Consider the following 17,638-nt stretch of genomic DNA (forward strand, 5'->3'; position numbering starts at 1 on the left):
TTGGGCAAATCTGTATATGAAAGAGGAATCTCAGTATCATCCGGAATTGCTTCTATGCATTAAATATTATATTAATAATGAGCGATTTAGAATACAAAAAATTTCCGATCGGGAAATTTGAATATCCTGAAAATATCTGTGATATTAAACTGGATGAATACATAGCCGCAATCAGGGATTTTCCGGGCAGGCTGAAAACCCTTATTAAGGATTTCAGTGAAGATCAGTTCGATACGCAGTACAGGCAGGGCGGCTGGACGGTAAGACAGGTTGTCAATCATCTTGCAGACAGCCATATCAACAGTTTTATCCGTTTTAAATTAGCCCTCACCGAAGATAATCCTTCTATAAAACCTTATGATGAAGCAAAATGGGCCGAACTGCAGGACAGTGTAAGCATGCCCGTGAAAGCATCCATGAAAATGCTTAAAGGGACGCACCAAAGATGGGCGGTATTACTGAAAACCATGACAAACAAACAGTTTGAAAGAACTTTTCATCATCCTGAGCATAACAAAAACTATAATCTGAGAGCCTGCCTTGCCCTGTATGTGTGGCACTGCAAACATCATTTTGCCCACATCGAAAATCTGAAGAAAGAAAAAGGCTGGTGAAAAAAAGTCTTCACAACCCGGTACATTTTGATGAAATCCTCGGCAGGATCAATCAGTTGTCTGAAAATTCATCAGCAAAATGGGGAAAAATGGAGGTAGGCCAGATGATGAAACACTGCGGTTTCGTTCTTCAGGTACCTTTGAAAAGAATTGAGCTTCCAACAGTCAACCCACTGTTCAGTGCAATCGGTATCATCGCAAGAATGGAAATGCAGATTTTTAACAACGGAATTCCCAGAAATATGCCTACTTTTCGGAAACTTATCATTAATTTTGAGTGTAATTTTAATGAAGAAAAACAAAACCTCCTGAAAATACTTGATGAATACAAGATAAGCTCCCAAAGTGATAATCTTCCCGGCAGGCACGCGCTTTTCGGAAGAATGAAGAAAAAAGACTGGGGTTTTATGGAATACAAACATCTGGACCATCACCTAAAACAATTTAATGTATGAGTTTTTTTGATAAAATTTTTAGCGGAAAAGAAGACAGTTCAGATAAAAAACAGATCTGGAACTATATTGAAAGTGAAGACGATCTTAAAAAAGCAGTTGAAAATTCCTTTCACCATAAAATCGGGATCTTCAAGCATTCCACAAGCTGCTTTATCAGCAAAACGGTCCTGAAAAATTTTGAAAAGGAAATCAATGCGCTCGAAGAGAAGCCGGAATTATATTACCTGGACCTGTTGGCATACAGGGCGATTTCAAATAAGATTTCTGCAGATTTCGGTATCAGGCATGAAAGTCCCCAGTTTCTGGTTATTGATAGAGGAGTGGTACTCAATGACGCTTCACACCAGCATATATCGGCAGACCAGATTGCATAATGAAAAATATTACTAATTATTTATCAAAAGTCCTGAATGTTCCTGTAGAAAAGGTGAACATGTGCACCCTGCAGTATGAAACGAAAAAGATTCAGAAAAACCAGTTTCTTTTACAGTACGGCGAAATCTGCAGATATATTTATTTTGTAGAAAAAGGACTGCTTAAAATGTACTCCATCGATAAAAACGGTAAGGAACATATTATTCAGTTTGCCCCTGAAAGCTGGCTGATTTCAGACAGGAGTAGTCTCTATTTCAATGAAAAATCACTGTATTATATTGAAGCGGTCGAAGACTGTGAAGTGCTTTTGCTGCAGCCTGATTTCATCAATAAAATCATAGGGGAATTTCCCAACAGCCTTGAGAAAAGCGATATTCTGATCCAGAAGCATATCAAAAGCCTCCAGGACAGGATCAATTCCCTGTTAGGAGAAACGGCGGAAGAACGGTATATGAAATTCATCAGGATGTATCCTGACCTTTTACTGAGGGTTCCGCAGTGGATGATTGCTTCTTATCTCGGGATTACCCCTGAAAGCCTGAGCCGTGTGAGGAAAGAACTCGCCAGAAAAAATTTTGTTCCGGACAGTAAGTAGCCATACCTTGCCTTACATGCATAATAAATCCCTATTATTCTATAATCTTCAATAACTACTGATAAAGATTATATTGATGATAAATGATATGACTTTTATTTTTCTAAATAAAATAAAATAATACATTTAAAAGCTGTTATTCAGATTTATTCTTGTACAGATTTGCATTTTATTTTTAACAGTTACTTATCCTGTGGCTAATGAGGATACTTACAAACACTAACATTAAGAACAGCTGACATAGTTATCAAAGAAGAAATTCTGCAATCAATAGGAGCAATTACCAGAAGGTACAGGCCTTCGGAAATTATTTTCAGTGAAGGGGATGTTCCCGATTATTCTTATCAGGTCATGGACGGAGAGGTAAAGCTTATAATTACAACGATGAAGGGAAAGAAATTATCCGGACACTTTTAGAAGACGGGAAGAGTATAGGGGAATCCCTGCTTTTTATAGATAAGCTTTATCCGATCATCAATACAGAAAATCGCAAAATTTTATATTAACCGGTTTTCGTATTGGATTTCGATCAATAAAGAATACAAATTCTGTTACCAATTATCCGATATGACTTGAGTCATAAAAAAAATGAGCGATTACCATGTATATTTGAATAGTAATTTGCCTATATTCCTAAAGCCTCAGTTGAGGAACTGTAAAAATGCTTCTGCGTTTATACCAATTTATTTTAATGAAAACGATCCATTGCCGTCTGATATTTAGTTATGGCCTGCATAAGATATTCTCAATATTAATATAAAGACAGATAATCTTACAGAAATTGCTGAAAAGATTCATCAATTCTGATACATGCTGTGAAAATGGTATATGATAAGACTGAAGTCATATAAAGCTCGTCTGTTCTGTATGGTTTATTTAAATGAATACTTATTGTAAATCAGTAGTCATTTAATAATTATTTGAGTTTTGTACAAAGTACACCACTAAAAACATTAAAATGATGAAAGACTACCGACCAACAGATGAAAAACCGGATCATCCGGATGCTTATAAAACTTCCGACAGCCAGGAAAAAAATGACCACTAACAAGGTCTTAAAATGAATAATGAACGGAATAGCCTGACCGTTTGAAACAGAGGATCCTCGCTTTTGGAAGACTTCATTTTCAGAGAGAAAGTGACACGTTTCGACCAGGAAAGAATCCCTGAGAGAATAGTCCACGCAGAACCTCTTTACAAAACAGTAATGTCTGCGAAAAAAAACGCATTGACCCTGCCATTGTTACAGCAGAAGACAGCGATACAGCAGCAAAATTTATCCGGGCTATTGCCAGCCACAGGGTCTGGGATCTTGAACCGGAGCGCAATCCCCGGGATTAAAAATAATTAAAATCATTCATTCACAACACACTAAAATATTATATTATGAGAGCAGCAGTTATTCACGGACCGGGAGTCATCAAATGTGATACAGTAAATGATCCCATCATTAAAGAATCAACAGATGTTATATTGAAAGTAACCTCCACAGCTATCTGTGGAAGTGACCTTCATATGTATTCAGGAGGAATCCCGCAGGCACGCCCTATGGTTATGGGACATGAGTTCATGGGAATTGTAGAGGAAGTAGGACAGCGCATTACCAACCTGAAAGTAGGTGACCGCGTGGTAGTCCCTTTCCCGATTTCCTGCGGAAGCTGTTTCTTCTGCCAGCATGACCTTCCTACGGCATGCGAACACAGCAACCCGGAGCATTACGGCCCTGAAGGCGGAATCATAACTGAAAAAGGCGGAGCGATGTTTGGCTATTCAGATCTTTACGGAGGCTATGACGGCGGACAGGCACAGTATGTAAGGGTTCCATATGCACACATCGGCCCCCGGAAAGTGCCGGACAACCTTACCGATGAGCAGGTTCTGTTCCTCACCGATATTTTCCCTACCGGCTACACAGGTGTAATGTGGGGAGACCTGAAAGGCGGAGAAACCGTGGCAGTTTTCGGTGCAGGCCCCGTAGGATCAATGTCAGTAAAAAGTGCGATCCTTCATAATGCCAAAAAAGTAATTGTTATCGATACCCAGCAGTACAGACTGGATCAGATTAAAAAACTGACCGGCTGTGATACCATCTTATGGGAAAACGGTGAAGATGTTATTGAACAGATCCGTGAAATGACAGACGGCCGGGGTGCAGATCTTTGCATTGAAGCCGTAGGTTTTGAACCGGAGCGGAATTTACTGGACCGTGCAAAGGCAGTAATCAATTTTGAAAAAGGTTCCATAAAAGTTCTTGAAGCCTGTATGAGTGCCGTGAGACGCGGTGGGATTGTTTCCATTTTAGGTGTTTATCCCGTAAATTATGACAATTTCAAGCTTGGACAGATTTTTGATAAAGGAATTACTGTAAAGGCAGGTCAGTGCAACGTTCATGCGATCATTGATCAGTTAATGGACCATGTTCAAAGCGGGCGTGTGCAACTGGACGATATCATTACTCACCGTCTTTCCCTGGAAGATGTTTCCAAAGGTTATCAGATTTTTGATAAGAAAGAAGACGGGTGCGTAAAAGTTGTTCTGGACCCCTGGAAAAAATCACAATTTTAAGTTTATAACACACAACACAAAATAGTATAATTATGGAATTTCAAAAAAGTCTTCTCGAATACATCAGCCAGTCACTTATGACTGCTGATGAGACCATTGCCATAGCGGAAGGCGTCACTTCCGGATGCCTGCAGCTTGCTTTTTCACAGATGCCCAATGCCCCGCTGTTTTATAAGGGCGGGCTTACTACCTATACCATGCAGGAGAAAGTAAAACTTCTGAAAGTAGATGCCCGCGAAGCTGAGGAATGCGATTGCGTATCTGAAAATATTGCCGAAACAATGGCCTTAAACGTGTCCAGGCTCTTTGAATCTGACTGGGCTATAGCCACTACAGGTTACTGTACCCCGGTCAGGAATTCATCCTATAAAATCTATACATTTTTCTCCTTTGCCTATAAAGGAGAGATTGTAATGACCAGAAAGCTGGAGCTACACCCTAAAACACAGGCTCTGAATGCACAGCTGTACTATACTGAATTTATTTTGGGATGCTTCAAAAGTGAAATCAACCAGTTGATGATTTTAAAATAGTTTGATATGGATCGTAAAAACCAGTATGCTCTGATTACCGGATCTACCAGCGGTATCGGTTATGAACTGTCTAAACAGTTTGCTGAAAACGGGTATGACCTTGTGATGGTAGCCAGAAACCATGATGAGCTGAAAGCGAAAGCCGATGAATTTAAAAGTTATGGCATCAATGTTATTACAATGGCTAAAAACTTGTTTACCCAGGAGGATGTGTATTCCCTGTATTCAGAGCTGCAGTTAAACGGCATCAGCCCGGAAATCCTGGTGAATGATGCTGGGCAGGGTGTTTACGGAAAGTTTCAGGATACGGATATCCACCGTGAAGTCGATATCGTCAATCTTAATATCGTATCAGTCATTATATTAACCAAACTCTTTATAAAAGACCGCTTACCAAAAGGATCAGGAAGAATCCTGAATTTGGCTTCCATAGCCAGCAAGTCTCCCGGTCCGTGGCATTCGGTATATCACGGGACTAAAGCATTCATCTTATCATGGTCTGAAGCCATCCGCGAAGAACTTAAAGACTCCGGTATTACGGTAACTGCGCTTCTGCCCGGGCCTACGGATACGGATTTCTTTAATAAAGCAGACATGAATGAAAGCAAAGTCATGGATGACAAAGACAGCTTTTCTTCACCGGAAGAAGTTGCCGTTGACGGATACAATGCACTGATGAACGGGGATGATAAAGTAATATCAGGATTAAAAAACAAAATAAACATAGCCATGTCCAATATGTCCACAGACCGCATGGCAGCGCATAATATGTCCGAAATGCAGAAGCCGAAAGCCGAAAATTAAGTTTTTTTATGAAGAAATTAAAATTAGAAAATAAATCTGTCCTTATTACCGGTGCCGACAGTGGAATAGGGAAGGCTGTTGCCTTGCTGTTTGCTGAAGAGGGAGCCGATGTTGCCATTATCTATCATTCCGATGAAGAAAATGCCCGGAAGACAAAATCAGAGATCGAGTCATTAGGAAGAAAATCATTTATATTCCAGGGAGATGTCAGTGATTCTGAATTTTGTCATGAAGTAACACAGAAAGCAGCTTCCGAGTTGGGAGGAATTGACATCCTGGTGAATAATGCCGGGACACAGTTCCCTTCCAAAAATATCGAAGACCTTGAGGAAGAAAATATCAGGACTACCTTCAATTCCAATATTATCGGAATGATTCTTTTAACGAAGGCTGTATTTCCTCACTTAAAACAAGGGAATTCCATTATCAATACCACTTCTGCCGCAGCTTATCAGGGACATCCGGAACTGCTGGATTATGCTGCAACAAAAGGAGCTATTGTTTCTTTCACGCGTTCACTAGCCCTGCAGGCCAAAAAGAAAGGCATCCGGGTCAACGCTGTGGCACCGGGTCCGGTTTTCACACCGCTTACGGAAGAAACTTTCGGAGATGAAGAAGATGATCTGAGCAAACCGCCTTTTGAAAGAAAAGCAACCCCGGAAGAAGTGGCATCAAGTTTTCTGTTTCTCGCCAGTGATGACGCCGCGCAGATTACAGGGCAGGTGTTCCATCCCAACGGCGGGTTAATTGTTAACGGATAAAAAACAGAAGTAAAATTATGTACAGAGACGGAGCAAGAAAAAGCATCTGGCAGGAAGAGATCAGGAGGTTTTCATCAGACGCTGTCCTTAACCAGGCTTTTGATGTAGCCATAGTCGGAGGCGGCATTACCGGTGTTTCAACCGCTTTAAAACTTCAGCAATCGGGAAAAAAATGTATCCTTCTGGAAGCTTCAAACATCGGGTTCGGAACTACAGGCGGAGCGACTGCCCATCTTAATAATTTTTTTGACACTACCTATAACGAAGCCATCAGCAGTTTTGGTCTTGATAATGCCAGATTATTGGCTGAAGTCGGAACAGAAGCCATCGGCATCATACAAAATAACATCCGCAGCTTTAATATCGACTGTGACTTTGAAGAGAAATCTGCCTATCTCTTTGCACTGGATAAAGAACAGCAAAAACAGTTGAAAGATATCGTAGACGGTGCCTCAAAAGTAGATGTGGAAATAAATTATACGGAAGAAATTCCTTTCCCTGTTCCTTTTAAAGAAGCAGTGGTTATTCCGGGGCAGGCCCAGTTCCATCCGGTAAAATATATTAAGGCTCTGTGTGAAGCATTCCAGAACCTGGGCGGAATTATTCAGGGAGACTGCCTTTGTGAGAACCATGATGAACACGAAGAAGAAATAATCTTGAAAACTTCTAAAGGGGAGATCCGTGCAGAACATGTGGTTTATGCTACCCATATCCCGCCGGGCATGAGCCTCCTTCATACGACCAATGCACCGTACCGGAGCTATGCCATCGCTTTCAGTTTAAAAGACAACGCCTATCCGGGAGACCTGGGATATGATCTTGCGGATCCCTATCATTATTACAGAATCCAGGAAATTGACGGTGAAAATCTGCTGATTGCAGGAGGCGAAGACCATAAAACCGGGCATGAAGAAGATACGGGCGCATGTTTTTCAAGGCTTGAAAATTATGTACGCCAATATTTCAATGTAGACACGGCACGGTACAGCTGGTCCAGCCAGTATTACGAACCTGCCGATGGTTTTCCGTACATCGGGAAACTTCCTTCGAGCAAAGGAAAAATATTTACGGCTACCGGCTTCAGTGGTAACGGAATGATATTCGGGACTATTACTTCCAAGATTATTACGGACCTTATTGTAACGGGAAGCAGCAGGTATGAAAAAATGTTCAGCCCTTCCAGAATAAAACCGATTGCAGGCTTTACCGAATTTGTAAAGGAAAATGCCGTTGTTGCCTATGATTTTATTAAGGATAAGCTTTTTGCAGAAAAAATAAGCTCTTTAGCCGAAGTAAAGGAAGGAGAGGCAAAAGTGGTAAAATATGAAGGTGATTCGTACGCGGTATACAAAGAAACCAACGGCAAAATGCATCTGATGAAAAGCACCTGTTCCCATGCTCTGTGCGAAGTACGGTGGAACAGTGCCGAGCTTTCATGGGACTGCCCCTGCCACGGATCAAGGTTTAACGTAAACGGAAAAATGCTTACAGGGCCTGCGGTTAAAGATCTCCCGAGAATAGAATCTGAATCTGAACTGTAAATATATGTCTGAAAAAAGATTTTTATACCGGAACAGCCTGAGCATTGTTGTGATCGCCCTTATGCTTATATGCCTTACAGGTCAGTTTATCACCGGGTGGAACACGCACAACGCGGAACTGGCGGAACATGGGAAACCGTTGCTGGATGCAGCGGAATACATGCACAGCGGACATTTTATACAGGCAACTTTTGAAAACTGGGAAAGCGAATTTTTGCAGATGATGCTGTATGTTCTTTTAACCGTCTCATTGAGGCAGAGAGGGTCAAGTGAATCTAAATCCCTGGAGGGTCAAGAAGATGTTGACCGGGAACCTGTGTCGCATCCTGATGCGCCATGGCCGGTAAAAAAAGGAGGCATCTGGCTGAAAATATACCGGCATTCTTTGTCACTTGCTTTTGGTCTCTTATTTATGCTCTCTTTTTTACTCCATTTTTACGGAAGCCTCAAAGATTTTAATGAAGAACAGATGGCAAAGGATAAACCTATTACCACAGCAGTTCATTATATTGCTGATTCCAGGTTCTGGTTTGAATCCTTCCAGAACTGGCAGAGCGAATTTCTTGCGGTAGCTTCTATTGTCATTCTTTCCATCTGGCTCCGCGAGAAAGGTTCACCGGAATCCAAGCCCGTGGATATGCCTCATAAAGAAACACCTTAGTTTATTATATTCCTCAGTCATTCATTCATTTTTCCTGTCACAATTTACAGAAAAGAGACTGCCTTTATTTTAAGACAGTCTCTTTTGTTTTTGTGATGTACGGTTGTTTGGTTATCTAACAGCAGTTTCCGGATCAAACCCTTGCATTTCCTTCGACACCATCAGAATTATCAGTGGTATTTCCGGTAACAGCAGCCGCTACAAAAGTGAAAAGGCTTACCAGCTTACCAGCTTTCGTATCCCAATAATAAGAATCCTTCGGCTCTACACGGATAATGGAAACATTAGGATCGTCTTTTCCGTTTTCAAACCATGCTTTTGCCATTGGAGACCATTTGTCTTCAATGGTTGAACGGTCCTTGTAAATCGTTGCGTTTCCGTATACGGAAAGGTACTGGTAATCACTGTTGTTCATGAAAAACAGCTGTACTCTTCCGTCTTCTTTAATTTCAAAATTCTTATTGCTCGTATCACTGCTGATAAACCAAAGGTTTCCTTCCTCATCCGTTTCCTGTAAAGACATCGGGCGTGAATTGATAGGGTATTTATCCAGTTCCGTACAGAACATGCAGACTTTTGCGCTTTCTGATAAATCCTTGATTTTTTTAACGGCATCCTGATGCGTAAGATTTTCTGTTGACATAATTTTATATTTTAGTGATTAATTTCTAACAGTATATATTGAATTACTCTTTCCTATTCAAAAATCCGACCATAACTAAATACCACGGAGAAAAATTACAGCCAGACCTGTAATGCAGTCGATACAGATCATTCGGAGCCTGTTTGAACCATTTAAAATTTAACCGAATCAGCATTATTACAGAATCAAGGAAAGCACAGGTGATGTAAAATCTTCAGGCATTTAAAGAGTTCCGGCTTCAGACCTATTCAGATTTAAGGTTGCAATCAGCCATTATTTCCGGTACAGAATTTTTCATGAAACCACAACAGCCCGAAGAGATATAATGAATGCAGCAGCTGGGATTCAATGGCCTGCCAGTTTTCAACGGAACTGCTTCCCAGAATCAGGATGCTCATTAACGTCAAGCTCGCATACAGGGTATATCTGGTTTTATAATTTATCAGCAGCAGCAGTCCTACCACCGCTTCTGCAACAGGCAGGAAATAGCTGAACGGAAGGATTAAGGCTTCGGGGATTGCTGATTTTTCCATCGTTTTCAGCATCCATTCACTGAAAGCCTGAAGCTTAGGCAGTCGCACCAGCCCGTGGCCCAGTAAAGAAACAGCAACCGGAAGCCGTAAGAAGAAAAATATGGTTTTGAAATCTTTCATTGTTATTCTTTTTAAGTTCAGCTAAGATCATTAATTACATCATCAGGACTTATTTTTGAGGTAATTAATAATTCCGATCACATCATCTTTCCCGAAACCGGCATCATGAGCCGATTGGTAAGTTTCAATCAGTGTTTCAGACAGGGGAAAATCAGCACCTGCATTTTTCGCCAGCAGGATATCTTTTAACATCAGGTCCAGAGCAAACGCGGGATCATAAGTATTATTTATCAGTAAAGGGGTCTTCACTTTTGTAGCACCGCTCCCGCTTGCGCTTTCATTGATGATTTCCAGCATATCTTCCCGTGCAATCCCGAGTTTCTCCGAAAAAAGGACCGTTTCCGCCAGTCCCTGGTAAATGGCTGAAATAAAATAGTTAACGGATAATTTTGCGGCAATTCCTTTCCCGTTTCCGCCCAGGTGTTTAATGCTTTTCCCAAGCTTTTTCAGGTAGGGTTCAGCCCTGCGGATATCCTGCTCTTCGCCGCCTGCCATGATGATCAGCGTCCCTTCAGCTGCAGGCTTTGTGCTTCCCGCTACCGGGGCATCAATAAACCCGGCTTCTTTTATTATTACAGCGGCAGATATTTCTTTCGTTGTTTCAGGAGAAATGGTGCTCATATCAATGAACAGTTTTCCTGAGATATCCTGCGCCAAAATTTCCTCATATACTGCTTTTACAGCAAGATCATCGGTGAGCATCGTAAAAATAATATCACTGTTATCAACTGTTTCGGAAACCGTATGGCAGACAATGGATTTCGCCTTAAAATCTTCAGCCTTTTCAATCGTACGGTTGTAAACGGAAAGTACTGCGCCTGACTGTTCTAAATTTTTTGCCATCGGATGCCCCATATTCCCCAGTCCGATAAACCCTAATTTCTCTTCTTTCATTGTATTGGTAATTAATTGAATGATTGGTTAAGATAAATAATGTTATCCTGATAAACAAATGCGGCATCAAAAACCCGACCAGTCTATTTCAGCCAGTCTGTTTAAGTACTTATAAATAAGTGCAGATGAATAATAAATGTATTTTAATATCATTTTTCATCCGTTAAGTTTTTTTAAACGGTAAATCTTACGGAATTTTGCAAAAAAAACAATGAAGATTATAGACATTGAAAGCTGGAACCGAAAGGAACATTTTGAATTCTTTTCAGCCATGGCAAGCCCTTATTTCGGGTTCACTACAGAAGTGGAGTGTACGGCAGCATATGCAAAAGCCAAAGAAAAAGGCCATTCTTTTTTTGCAACCTACCTGCATGCTTCAATGGTTGCCGTTAATACTGTTGATGAACTCAAACTTCGTATCGTTGGGGAAAATGTCGTAAGGTATGATATCATTAATGCCGGAACTACCATTGGAAGGACAGACGGTACTTTCGGCTTTGCTTATGTGCACTTTTCAGAAGATTTTAATACATTCAATGCCGAACTTCAGAAAGAAATCAGTGAGGTACGGAACTCTGCCGGGATCAGACTGAACAACGGGAAGCTGGGCAAAGACCTTATCCGGCATTCAGCCATTCCCTGGAATTCTTTTTCAGCCATCCTTCACCCGACCCCGCTTGACAGAACCGAATCCGTCCCTAAGATTACGTTCGGGAAATTTGCTGTAAGAGAAGGCAGGTATTATCTTCCGGTCTCTGTGGAAGCCCATCATGGCCTTGCAGACGGATTTCATCTTGGAAAATACCTTGCAGAATTTCAAAAACAGCTGGAACAGTAAGTTTATCATTCTTTACCGGTTCATATTTTTCCCTTAAGCTATAAAGGAACTGTTTTCCTGTCTCGATTTTCTTGTGTTGAAAGCATAAACCTGATGTTTTGTTTCCGCAGAAAAAATCAATTCACAGATAGCTTATCATACTTTTATGTTTTCGGAAAAGCTAACGGTTGATCATTGTGCCGGAAAATTAATGATTTCATGCCCAGAACTGTTTAAAAATATTAAATCAAAAAAAGGATAACATCCGTTTCAGATCGGTGGTTTTCCGCTGCAGAAAGAAGCGGGGTTATTTTTTGTTCCGGCGTAATTAATTTATTGACAAACAGTTAAACAGAAGTTAAACACTGAAAAAATAATTCATTTTTTTTAAATGTATTGATTACAATCATAAAAACTGAGACAATAATAGTCTAGTTTTGTTGTCGGATATGTAACGCGCTTTGTTTCAGATCAAGAGATAAAATTCCAAAAGCACGCGTGGTATGTGTGTGGTATTTTAATTAAAGGAAATTTTAATCATTTTTTATTTCTTTGTTCTTAAACATGGCGTAAAAAGTATATGTTTTTGTAATACGTTTTAATTTTAAAAATACAAGAAAGTTAGTGTACGGCAAAAACGGCAGATTTCCAAAATGATAAGATAATAAAAGCTTCAAACATACGGTACGCAGGCTCTATCATCAGGTAAAGCAGGGTACTGAGAGTGAGTTAATACTGTGCTGTAACAAGCAACAGAAACAGAAGAGATCAGAAAATATTATGAAAAACGAAAAAACTGAATTTAATTTAGAAGATTTAAACCAAAAAATTTTTGTACAGGACGAAATTCTGGCACTGGCAAAAGAAAATTCCCCGAGGCTGTTAAGCAAGTTCAGATTGGTAGATCCTGATTTCTTTAATACGTTATCATCTATTCAGCCCAATCTTAAAAACTCAGAATTGATTTTTTGTATTTATCTAAAACTCAATTTAACGACAAAAGAAATCGCAACCTATACATTCGTTACGCCGAAAGCCATACAGAACCGTAAAAACAGGCTGAGGAAGAAACTTAATATTGCATCAACAGTTGATATCTACAAATGGTTTAACGATCTTTAAGCCATTTTTTACTTCAGAATCCAATGGCCGGTATTGCAGTCCGGCATTTATTCCGCTTAATCTTTTTATTTCTTTTTAAACCCTCTTTGTTCTGATAAGCTAAGCTGTCTCTGTCTTTTTGACTGTTACCTGCTCTGTCACCCGTTGATTCAGCAGAGGTTACCTTGCGTAAATACTTTTCCGTGGGATAAGGGACGCAGGGTTGCAGTATTTAATCTGAATGCATAATTTTGAAAAGAATTTAACAGCCAGCTTTAAATGATAAGAATTACCGGCGAACATCATTTTGCCATCGACAGGACACTTTTCGTTTTCGCTCTGGATGCGGAAGCAGGTAACGTATTCAACGACAAAAATAAATTGATTACAGGCATCGGCAAAGTAAATGCGGCGATGGAACTTACCCGGGAAATCCACCGCAACAGGCCGGAACTGATTGTCAACCTCGGTTCTGCGGGAAGCCGGAGTTTCAGGAAAGGGGAGGTGGTCTGCTGTACAAAGTTTATCCAGCGGGATATGGATGTAAGAGGCCTGGGTTTTGAAAAATATGAGACGCCGCTTTCAGGCATTCCGCCCGTCCTGGATTACGGGCTTGTAAAAGAAGGCCTGCCACAGGGCATCTGCGGAACCGGGGACAGTTTTGAAATGAACCATGCGGAAACCGATTATACTATTGTAGATATGGAAGCCTATCCCCTGGCTCTGATTGCCATGAAGAGTGACATTCCTTTCCTGTGCCTGAAATACATCTCCGATGATGCAGGAAGCGAAGCAGCGGATGACTGGGCAGTCCAGGTTCACCTGGCTTCGGAAGCATTCAATAAAATTTTATTTTAATAATACAGATGATATGACACCAATTATTATTAAGAAGGTTTCAGCTGAACAACTGGAAGTTCTGCAGGGTATAGGAAAAGAAACATTTTACGAAACGTTTGCCAAAGACAATGCTGAGGATGAAATGCAGAAATACCTTGAGGACAGTTTTTCCGTTGAAAAACTGTCCCGGGAACTGAATACGGCAGACTCCCATTTCTTTATCGCTTGGGAAGAAGATAATCCGATCGGTTATCTTAAAATAAATGCCGGGAAAGCCCAGACAGAGCTTCAGGATGACGCTTCAATGGAGATTGAAAGGATTTATGTGAAAAGTTCCCACCATGGTAAGAAAGTTGGACAGCTTCTGTATGACAAAGCATTGGAAGTCGCACTTGAGGAAAAGAAACAGTACCTCTGGCTTGGTGTATGGGAAGAGAACCTCCGTGCAGTGAACTTTTATAAGAAGAACGGTTTTGTGACATTTGACAAGCATATTTTCAGGCTGGGAAGCGAAGAACAGACTGACCTGATGATGAGAAAAGATTTAGCCTGAACTTAAATTTCATAAATTTCAGCATCCGTAAAAACGTAGAATTTCCCGTTTTTAGGGATGTTTTTTGTATCCAGGCCTGTAAATTCACTGAAAGCAGGAAGCAACAGCTGTTTATCCGTCAGAACAAAACACGGCAGCCTGATTTTCTTCACTGCCGAACGGATCATAAATCCCGGATGGATATGCCCGGTGATCTGGAGATTCGGATGTTTCTTCTCAAAATCATGGATGAATGTGAAACCGTTAAGCTCCAGAGACTTTGACTTATGGTTCAGGCACAATTTAGATTCCAGTGTTTTTGAGATCCGGTCATGGTTTCCTTCGATGAGGTAAAACCCTAAATCCGGATATTGACTTCTCCAGGTACAGAACTCGTCCACATCAGAATTGTCGCCGGCATGCAGTAAATCGCCAACTACCACAAACTTTTCAGGCTGGAAATATTCAATCAGGCTTGATAACCGTTCCAGGTCATTCTTCATGATCTGGTTTGCCAAGGCAATACCGCTTTTTCTGAAGTGTGCTGTTTTCCCGATATGGAGGTCTGATAAAACCAGTGTTTTTTCTGCGTCCCAGAACAAGGCCCTCTGGTTGGTTAAGGTAAAGATTTCGTTTTGTACCGTTATATTTTTTGTTGCTATTTTCATTTTTCAGATCTGTTAATCATTCTTCATGTATTCAGTTTCCATCATTATCTTACTTTCTTGGCCTGCTGAATCAGTTTCTGGATCCTGGAATCCAGATCTTCACTGGAAAGGGTCTGCCGAAGACTGTCGACCTTAATCGGGAAGCTTAAAGGCGTAAACGAGGCTGCATATTTGAGGATAATTTTTGATTTTTCAATTCTTTTAAAAGCTTCTACCAATCTCTGTTCCTGCAGCTGCATATTGAAGACTTCCGTGTAAGCCTGCCTGACGAGGAAATTATCAGGGTCGTAATCTTCCAGTACCTTAAAAATAAGGCCTGCCGAACTCTGCAGTGATTTGTTGGAACGCTGCTTACCGGGAAAATTCTGGACAACCATGCCGGAAATCACGGCAATATCACGGAACTTGCGCCTTGCCATTTCCGCCGAATTGATGCTTGATATTACATCGTTCATCAGGTTGTCACGGGTCAGGATCCGGTCCAAGTTTTCCTCCGTCAGCGGAATTTCCTTATCACTGAACAGTTCAAAACCGTAATCGTTCATCGCCATTGAAAAGGAAATGGGAGCAAGTTTTGAAATCCGGTACGCTACCAGTGCGGCCATTACTTCATGAACCAGCCGTCCTTCAAAAGGATACATAAACAGGTGATAGCCTTCCCTGTTTTTAATCATTTCAACAAGGAACTCGTCTTCTCTTGGGATATGCGAGCGTTCTTCCTGGTTGGCCAACAGAGGATGGAGGAATTTAAGCTCTTTTTCAGATGCTTTGGGATTGAGGGCGCCTGATAGTTTTTCACGAAGGAAATGCCCCAGGTTAGAGCTTAAGGGCAGCCTTCCGCCCAGGTAGCTCGGGGCAAATGCTTTTCCTTTGGAGGCCCGTACGAATACCGTCATATCTTTGATCATCGCCACTTCCAGCACCCTTCCCGCAAGGATAAATTTATCTTCTTTCTTTAATCTCGAAATAAAATATTCCTCTACCATCCCGATATAACCGCCGGAAATGAATTTTACCTTCAGCATGGCATCGCTTACAATCACGCCCATATTCATACGGTGGAGCATCGCAATCCGTCTTGAGGTGACTTTGTACAGCCCGGTTTCATCAATGACTACTTTATGGAACTCTTCATAGCTTTTCAGTGCTTTCCCGCCGATGGTTAAAAAATCGATGATACCTTTCCATTCTTCCTCATTCATTTCCCGAAAAGCAAAAGTTTCTTTGATCCTGGGATACATTTCATCGGGATAAAAACCGTCTCCGACCGCCAGGGTCATCATGAACTGAACGAGAACATCAAAACAAAGCACCTGCGGGTCACGCGGTTCGATCACATTGTTTTTCACAGCTTCCTTAAGGGCAGCAACTTCAATCAGCTCCAGGGAATGGGTAGGCACACAGTAGATTTTTGAAGTTTCAAAAGGGGAGTGCCCGCTCCGTCCCGCCCGCTGTAAAAACCGCGCAACCCCTTTTGCAGAACCGATCTGGATTACGGTATCCACGGGCTTAAAATCAATTCCTAAATCCAGTGATGAGGTGGAAACGACTGCTTTCAGTTTACCGGAGCTCAGGTTTTCTTCAATCCAGATTCTCAGATGGGCATCAATAGAACTGTGGTGGATGGCAATCTGCCCTGCAAAATCAGGATAGGCGTTCAGCAGCAACTGGTACCACATCTCGCTCTGGCTCCTGGTATTGGTAAAGACAATTGTGGAAGTGGAGTTTAAGATAATCGGGACTACTTTATCAGCAAGTTTATGCCCCAGGTGTCCTGCCCATGGTAAAATCTCCACTTCATCCGGAAATACCGGCACAATATCTATTTTCTTTTTTTCTCTGGCTGTAACCGTAGTTTTTCTGATATGGTACGGAATCAGGATTTCCATGGCTTCATCAAGGTTCCCGATGGTTGCCGTAATGCCCCATATTTTTATTTTGGGAACATAGCTCCTGAGCTGGGAAATACCAAGCTCCATCATCACCCCGCGCTTTGATCCCAGCAGCTCATGCCATTCATCTACGACAATAACCTTTAAACTTTTGAAAAAACGCTGATGGTTTTTCTGCCCGAGCAGCAAATGCAGGCTTTCCGGGGTAGCCACTAAAATTTCAGGCATGTTTTTAACCTGCTGCTGACGTACTTTAGGATCCGTATCGCCGTTCCTTATGCCTACCATCCAGTCCAGCCCGATTTCATCAATGGCTTCCTGCATGGCTTTGGCAATATCTTTTGAAAGGGAACGGAGCGGGGTGATCCAGATCATTTTCAGCCCTTTCTCATATTTTTCGTGGTGGTTAAGGAAATCCGTAATCAATGCTAGAAAAACGGAATAGGTCTTTCCGAAACCGGTAGGGGCAATTACCATTCCGCTGTATCCGCTCCCGAATTTACGCCATGTCTCAGCCTGGAATTTGAAAGGGGAATTCCCTTTATCCGCCATCCAGTTCTGAATGACGGTAAATCCGTTGGTATTTTCAAAAGCCGCCAATTATTTTATCGTGATTTTTTAATGCAGTATCTGCCGTTTCAGGTAAGGTTTTTTATTCAATTTGCAGTATTTCTTTATTTATGCATTCAAAGAA

At 41.3% G+C, this 17,638-nt stretch carries 20 protein-coding genes and 1 pseudogene; 16 read left to right on the top strand and 5 right to left on the bottom strand.

Annotated features, from left to right (window positions below):
• Nucleotides 1-77 precede the first annotated feature (77 nt).
• From SD427_RS09495 to SD427_RS09545, 12 genes and pseudogenes are all read left to right on the top strand, one after another.
• Nucleotides 78-614 carry a YfiT family bacillithiol transferase gene (locus SD427_RS09495; RefSeq protein WP_320557557.1) on the top strand — a complete coding sequence of 179 codons (537 nt, stop codon included), beginning with the start codon at nt 78-80 and terminating at the stop codon, nt 612-614.
• Nucleotides 611-1,069, top strand: a complete 459-nt coding sequence (locus SD427_RS09500; protein ID WP_320557558.1) for a DUF1569 domain-containing protein — start codon at nt 611-613, stop codon at nt 1,067-1,069. Before SD427_RS09495 ends, SD427_RS09500 begins: the two co-directional genes overlap by 4 nt.
• Nucleotides 1,066-1,443, top strand: coding sequence for a bacillithiol system redox-active protein YtxJ (gene ytxJ, locus SD427_RS09505; RefSeq protein ID WP_320557559.1), 378 nt, complete (start codon nt 1,066-1,068; stop codon nt 1,441-1,443). Before SD427_RS09500 ends, ytxJ begins: the two co-directional genes overlap by 4 nt.
• Nucleotides 1,443-2,039, top strand: coding sequence for a Crp/Fnr family transcriptional regulator (locus SD427_RS09510; RefSeq protein ID WP_320557560.1), 597 nt, complete (start codon nt 1,443-1,445; stop codon nt 2,037-2,039). The genes ytxJ and SD427_RS09510 overlap by 1 nt, the downstream gene beginning before the upstream one ends.
• Nucleotides 2,040-2,348: 309 nt before the next feature.
• The gene (locus SD427_RS19065) at nt 2,349-2,456 is read left to right on the top strand and encodes a hypothetical protein (RefSeq protein WP_414017723.1); all 108 of its coding nucleotides are present in this window, start codon (nt 2,349-2,351) and stop codon (nt 2,454-2,456) included.
• A 631-nt stretch (nt 2,457-3,087) separates the two neighbouring features.
• A pseudogene (locus SD427_RS09515) lies at nt 3,088-3,225 on the top strand (catalase); the annotation flags it as partial.
• Nucleotides 3,226-3,425: 200 nt separating this feature from the next.
• Nucleotides 3,426-4,604 carry a zinc-dependent alcohol dehydrogenase gene (locus SD427_RS09520; RefSeq protein ID WP_320557561.1) on the top strand — a complete coding sequence of 393 codons (1,179 nt, stop codon included), beginning with the start codon at nt 3,426-3,428 and terminating at the stop codon, nt 4,602-4,604.
• A gap of 32 nt (nt 4,605-4,636) precedes the next feature.
• A complete protein-coding gene (locus SD427_RS09525; protein WP_320557562.1) occupies nt 4,637-5,137 on the top strand; it encodes a nicotinamide-nucleotide amidohydrolase family protein in 501 nt (166 codons plus the stop codon).
• Between the two features lie 6 nt (nt 5,138-5,143).
• The gene (locus SD427_RS09530) at nt 5,144-5,941 is read left to right on the top strand and encodes an SDR family oxidoreductase (RefSeq protein ID WP_320557563.1); all 798 of its coding nucleotides are present in this window, start codon (nt 5,144-5,146) and stop codon (nt 5,939-5,941) included.
• A gap of 8 nt (nt 5,942-5,949) precedes the next feature.
• The gene (locus tag SD427_RS09535; RefSeq protein WP_320557564.1) at nt 5,950-6,702 is read left to right on the top strand and encodes an SDR family oxidoreductase; all 753 of its coding nucleotides are present in this window, start codon (nt 5,950-5,952) and stop codon (nt 6,700-6,702) included.
• Nucleotides 6,703-6,719: 17 nt separating this feature from the next.
• Nucleotides 6,720-8,243, top strand: a complete 1,524-nt coding sequence (locus SD427_RS09540) for an FAD-dependent oxidoreductase (RefSeq protein WP_320557565.1) — start codon at nt 6,720-6,722, stop codon at nt 8,241-8,243.
• A 4-nt stretch (nt 8,244-8,247) separates the two neighbouring features.
• A complete protein-coding gene (locus tag SD427_RS09545; RefSeq protein WP_320557566.1) occupies nt 8,248-8,904 on the top strand; it encodes a DUF6766 family protein in 657 nt (218 codons plus the stop codon).
• 133 nt (nt 8,905-9,037) lie between these two features.
• Here SD427_RS09545 and SD427_RS09550 read toward each other — a convergent pair whose 3' ends face one another.
• The 3 genes from SD427_RS09550 to SD427_RS09560 all read right to left on the bottom strand — a co-directional run bounded on the left by SD427_RS09550 (nt 9,038) and on the right by SD427_RS09560 (nt 11,094).
• Nucleotides 9,038-9,547: a pyridoxamine 5'-phosphate oxidase family protein gene (locus SD427_RS09550; RefSeq protein WP_320557567.1), complete on the bottom strand. Its 510-nt coding sequence runs from the start codon at nt 9,545-9,547 to the stop codon at nt 9,038-9,040.
• A 266-nt stretch (nt 9,548-9,813) separates the two neighbouring features.
• Complete coding sequence (locus SD427_RS09555) at nt 9,814-10,200, bottom strand: MauE/DoxX family redox-associated membrane protein (protein ID WP_320557568.1); 387 nt, start codon at nt 10,198-10,200, stop codon at nt 9,814-9,816.
• 42 nt (nt 10,201-10,242) lie between these two features.
• Complete coding sequence (locus SD427_RS09560; protein ID WP_320557569.1) at nt 10,243-11,094, bottom strand: NAD(P)-dependent oxidoreductase; 852 nt, start codon at nt 11,092-11,094, stop codon at nt 10,243-10,245.
• A gap of 211 nt (nt 11,095-11,305) precedes the next feature.
• Between SD427_RS09560 and SD427_RS09565 the strand changes: the two genes are divergently transcribed.
• The 4 genes from SD427_RS09565 (at nt 11,306) to SD427_RS09580 (ending at nt 14,405) form a co-directional block, all read left to right on the top strand.
• A complete protein-coding gene (locus SD427_RS09565; RefSeq protein ID WP_320557570.1) occupies nt 11,306-11,932 on the top strand; it encodes a chloramphenicol acetyltransferase in 627 nt (208 codons plus the stop codon).
• 759 nt (nt 11,933-12,691) lie between these two features.
• Nucleotides 12,692-13,033 (top strand): helix-turn-helix transcriptional regulator, encoded by a 342-nt coding sequence (locus tag SD427_RS09570; protein WP_157844667.1) that lies wholly within the window; start codon nt 12,692-12,694, stop codon nt 13,031-13,033.
• Between the two features lie 258 nt (nt 13,034-13,291).
• Entirely contained in the window at nt 13,292-13,870 is a 579-nt protein-coding gene (locus SD427_RS09575; protein ID WP_320557571.1) for a nucleosidase, read from the top strand.
• Nucleotides 13,871-13,883: 13 nt separating this feature from the next.
• Entirely contained in the window at nt 13,884-14,405 is a 522-nt protein-coding gene (locus tag SD427_RS09580; protein ID WP_320557572.1) for a GNAT family N-acetyltransferase, read from the top strand.
• 2 nt (nt 14,406-14,407) lie between these two features.
• Here SD427_RS09580 and pdeM read toward each other — a convergent pair whose 3' ends face one another.
• Nucleotides 14,408-15,052: a ligase-associated DNA damage response endonuclease PdeM gene (gene pdeM / locus SD427_RS09585; protein ID WP_320557573.1), complete on the bottom strand. Its 645-nt coding sequence runs from the start codon at nt 15,050-15,052 to the stop codon at nt 14,408-14,410.
• 44 nt (nt 15,053-15,096) lie between these two features.
• The gene (locus SD427_RS09590) at nt 15,097-17,496 is read right to left on the bottom strand and encodes a ligase-associated DNA damage response DEXH box helicase (RefSeq protein WP_320561038.1); all 2,400 of its coding nucleotides are present in this window, start codon (nt 17,494-17,496) and stop codon (nt 15,097-15,099) included.
• Nucleotides 17,497-17,638: the final 142 nt, after the last annotated feature.

The organism is Chryseobacterium sp. JJR-5R (genome assembly GCF_034047335.1).
In the GTDB taxonomy this organism is placed as follows: Bacteria; Bacteroidota; Bacteroidia; order Flavobacteriales; family Weeksellaceae; genus Chryseobacterium.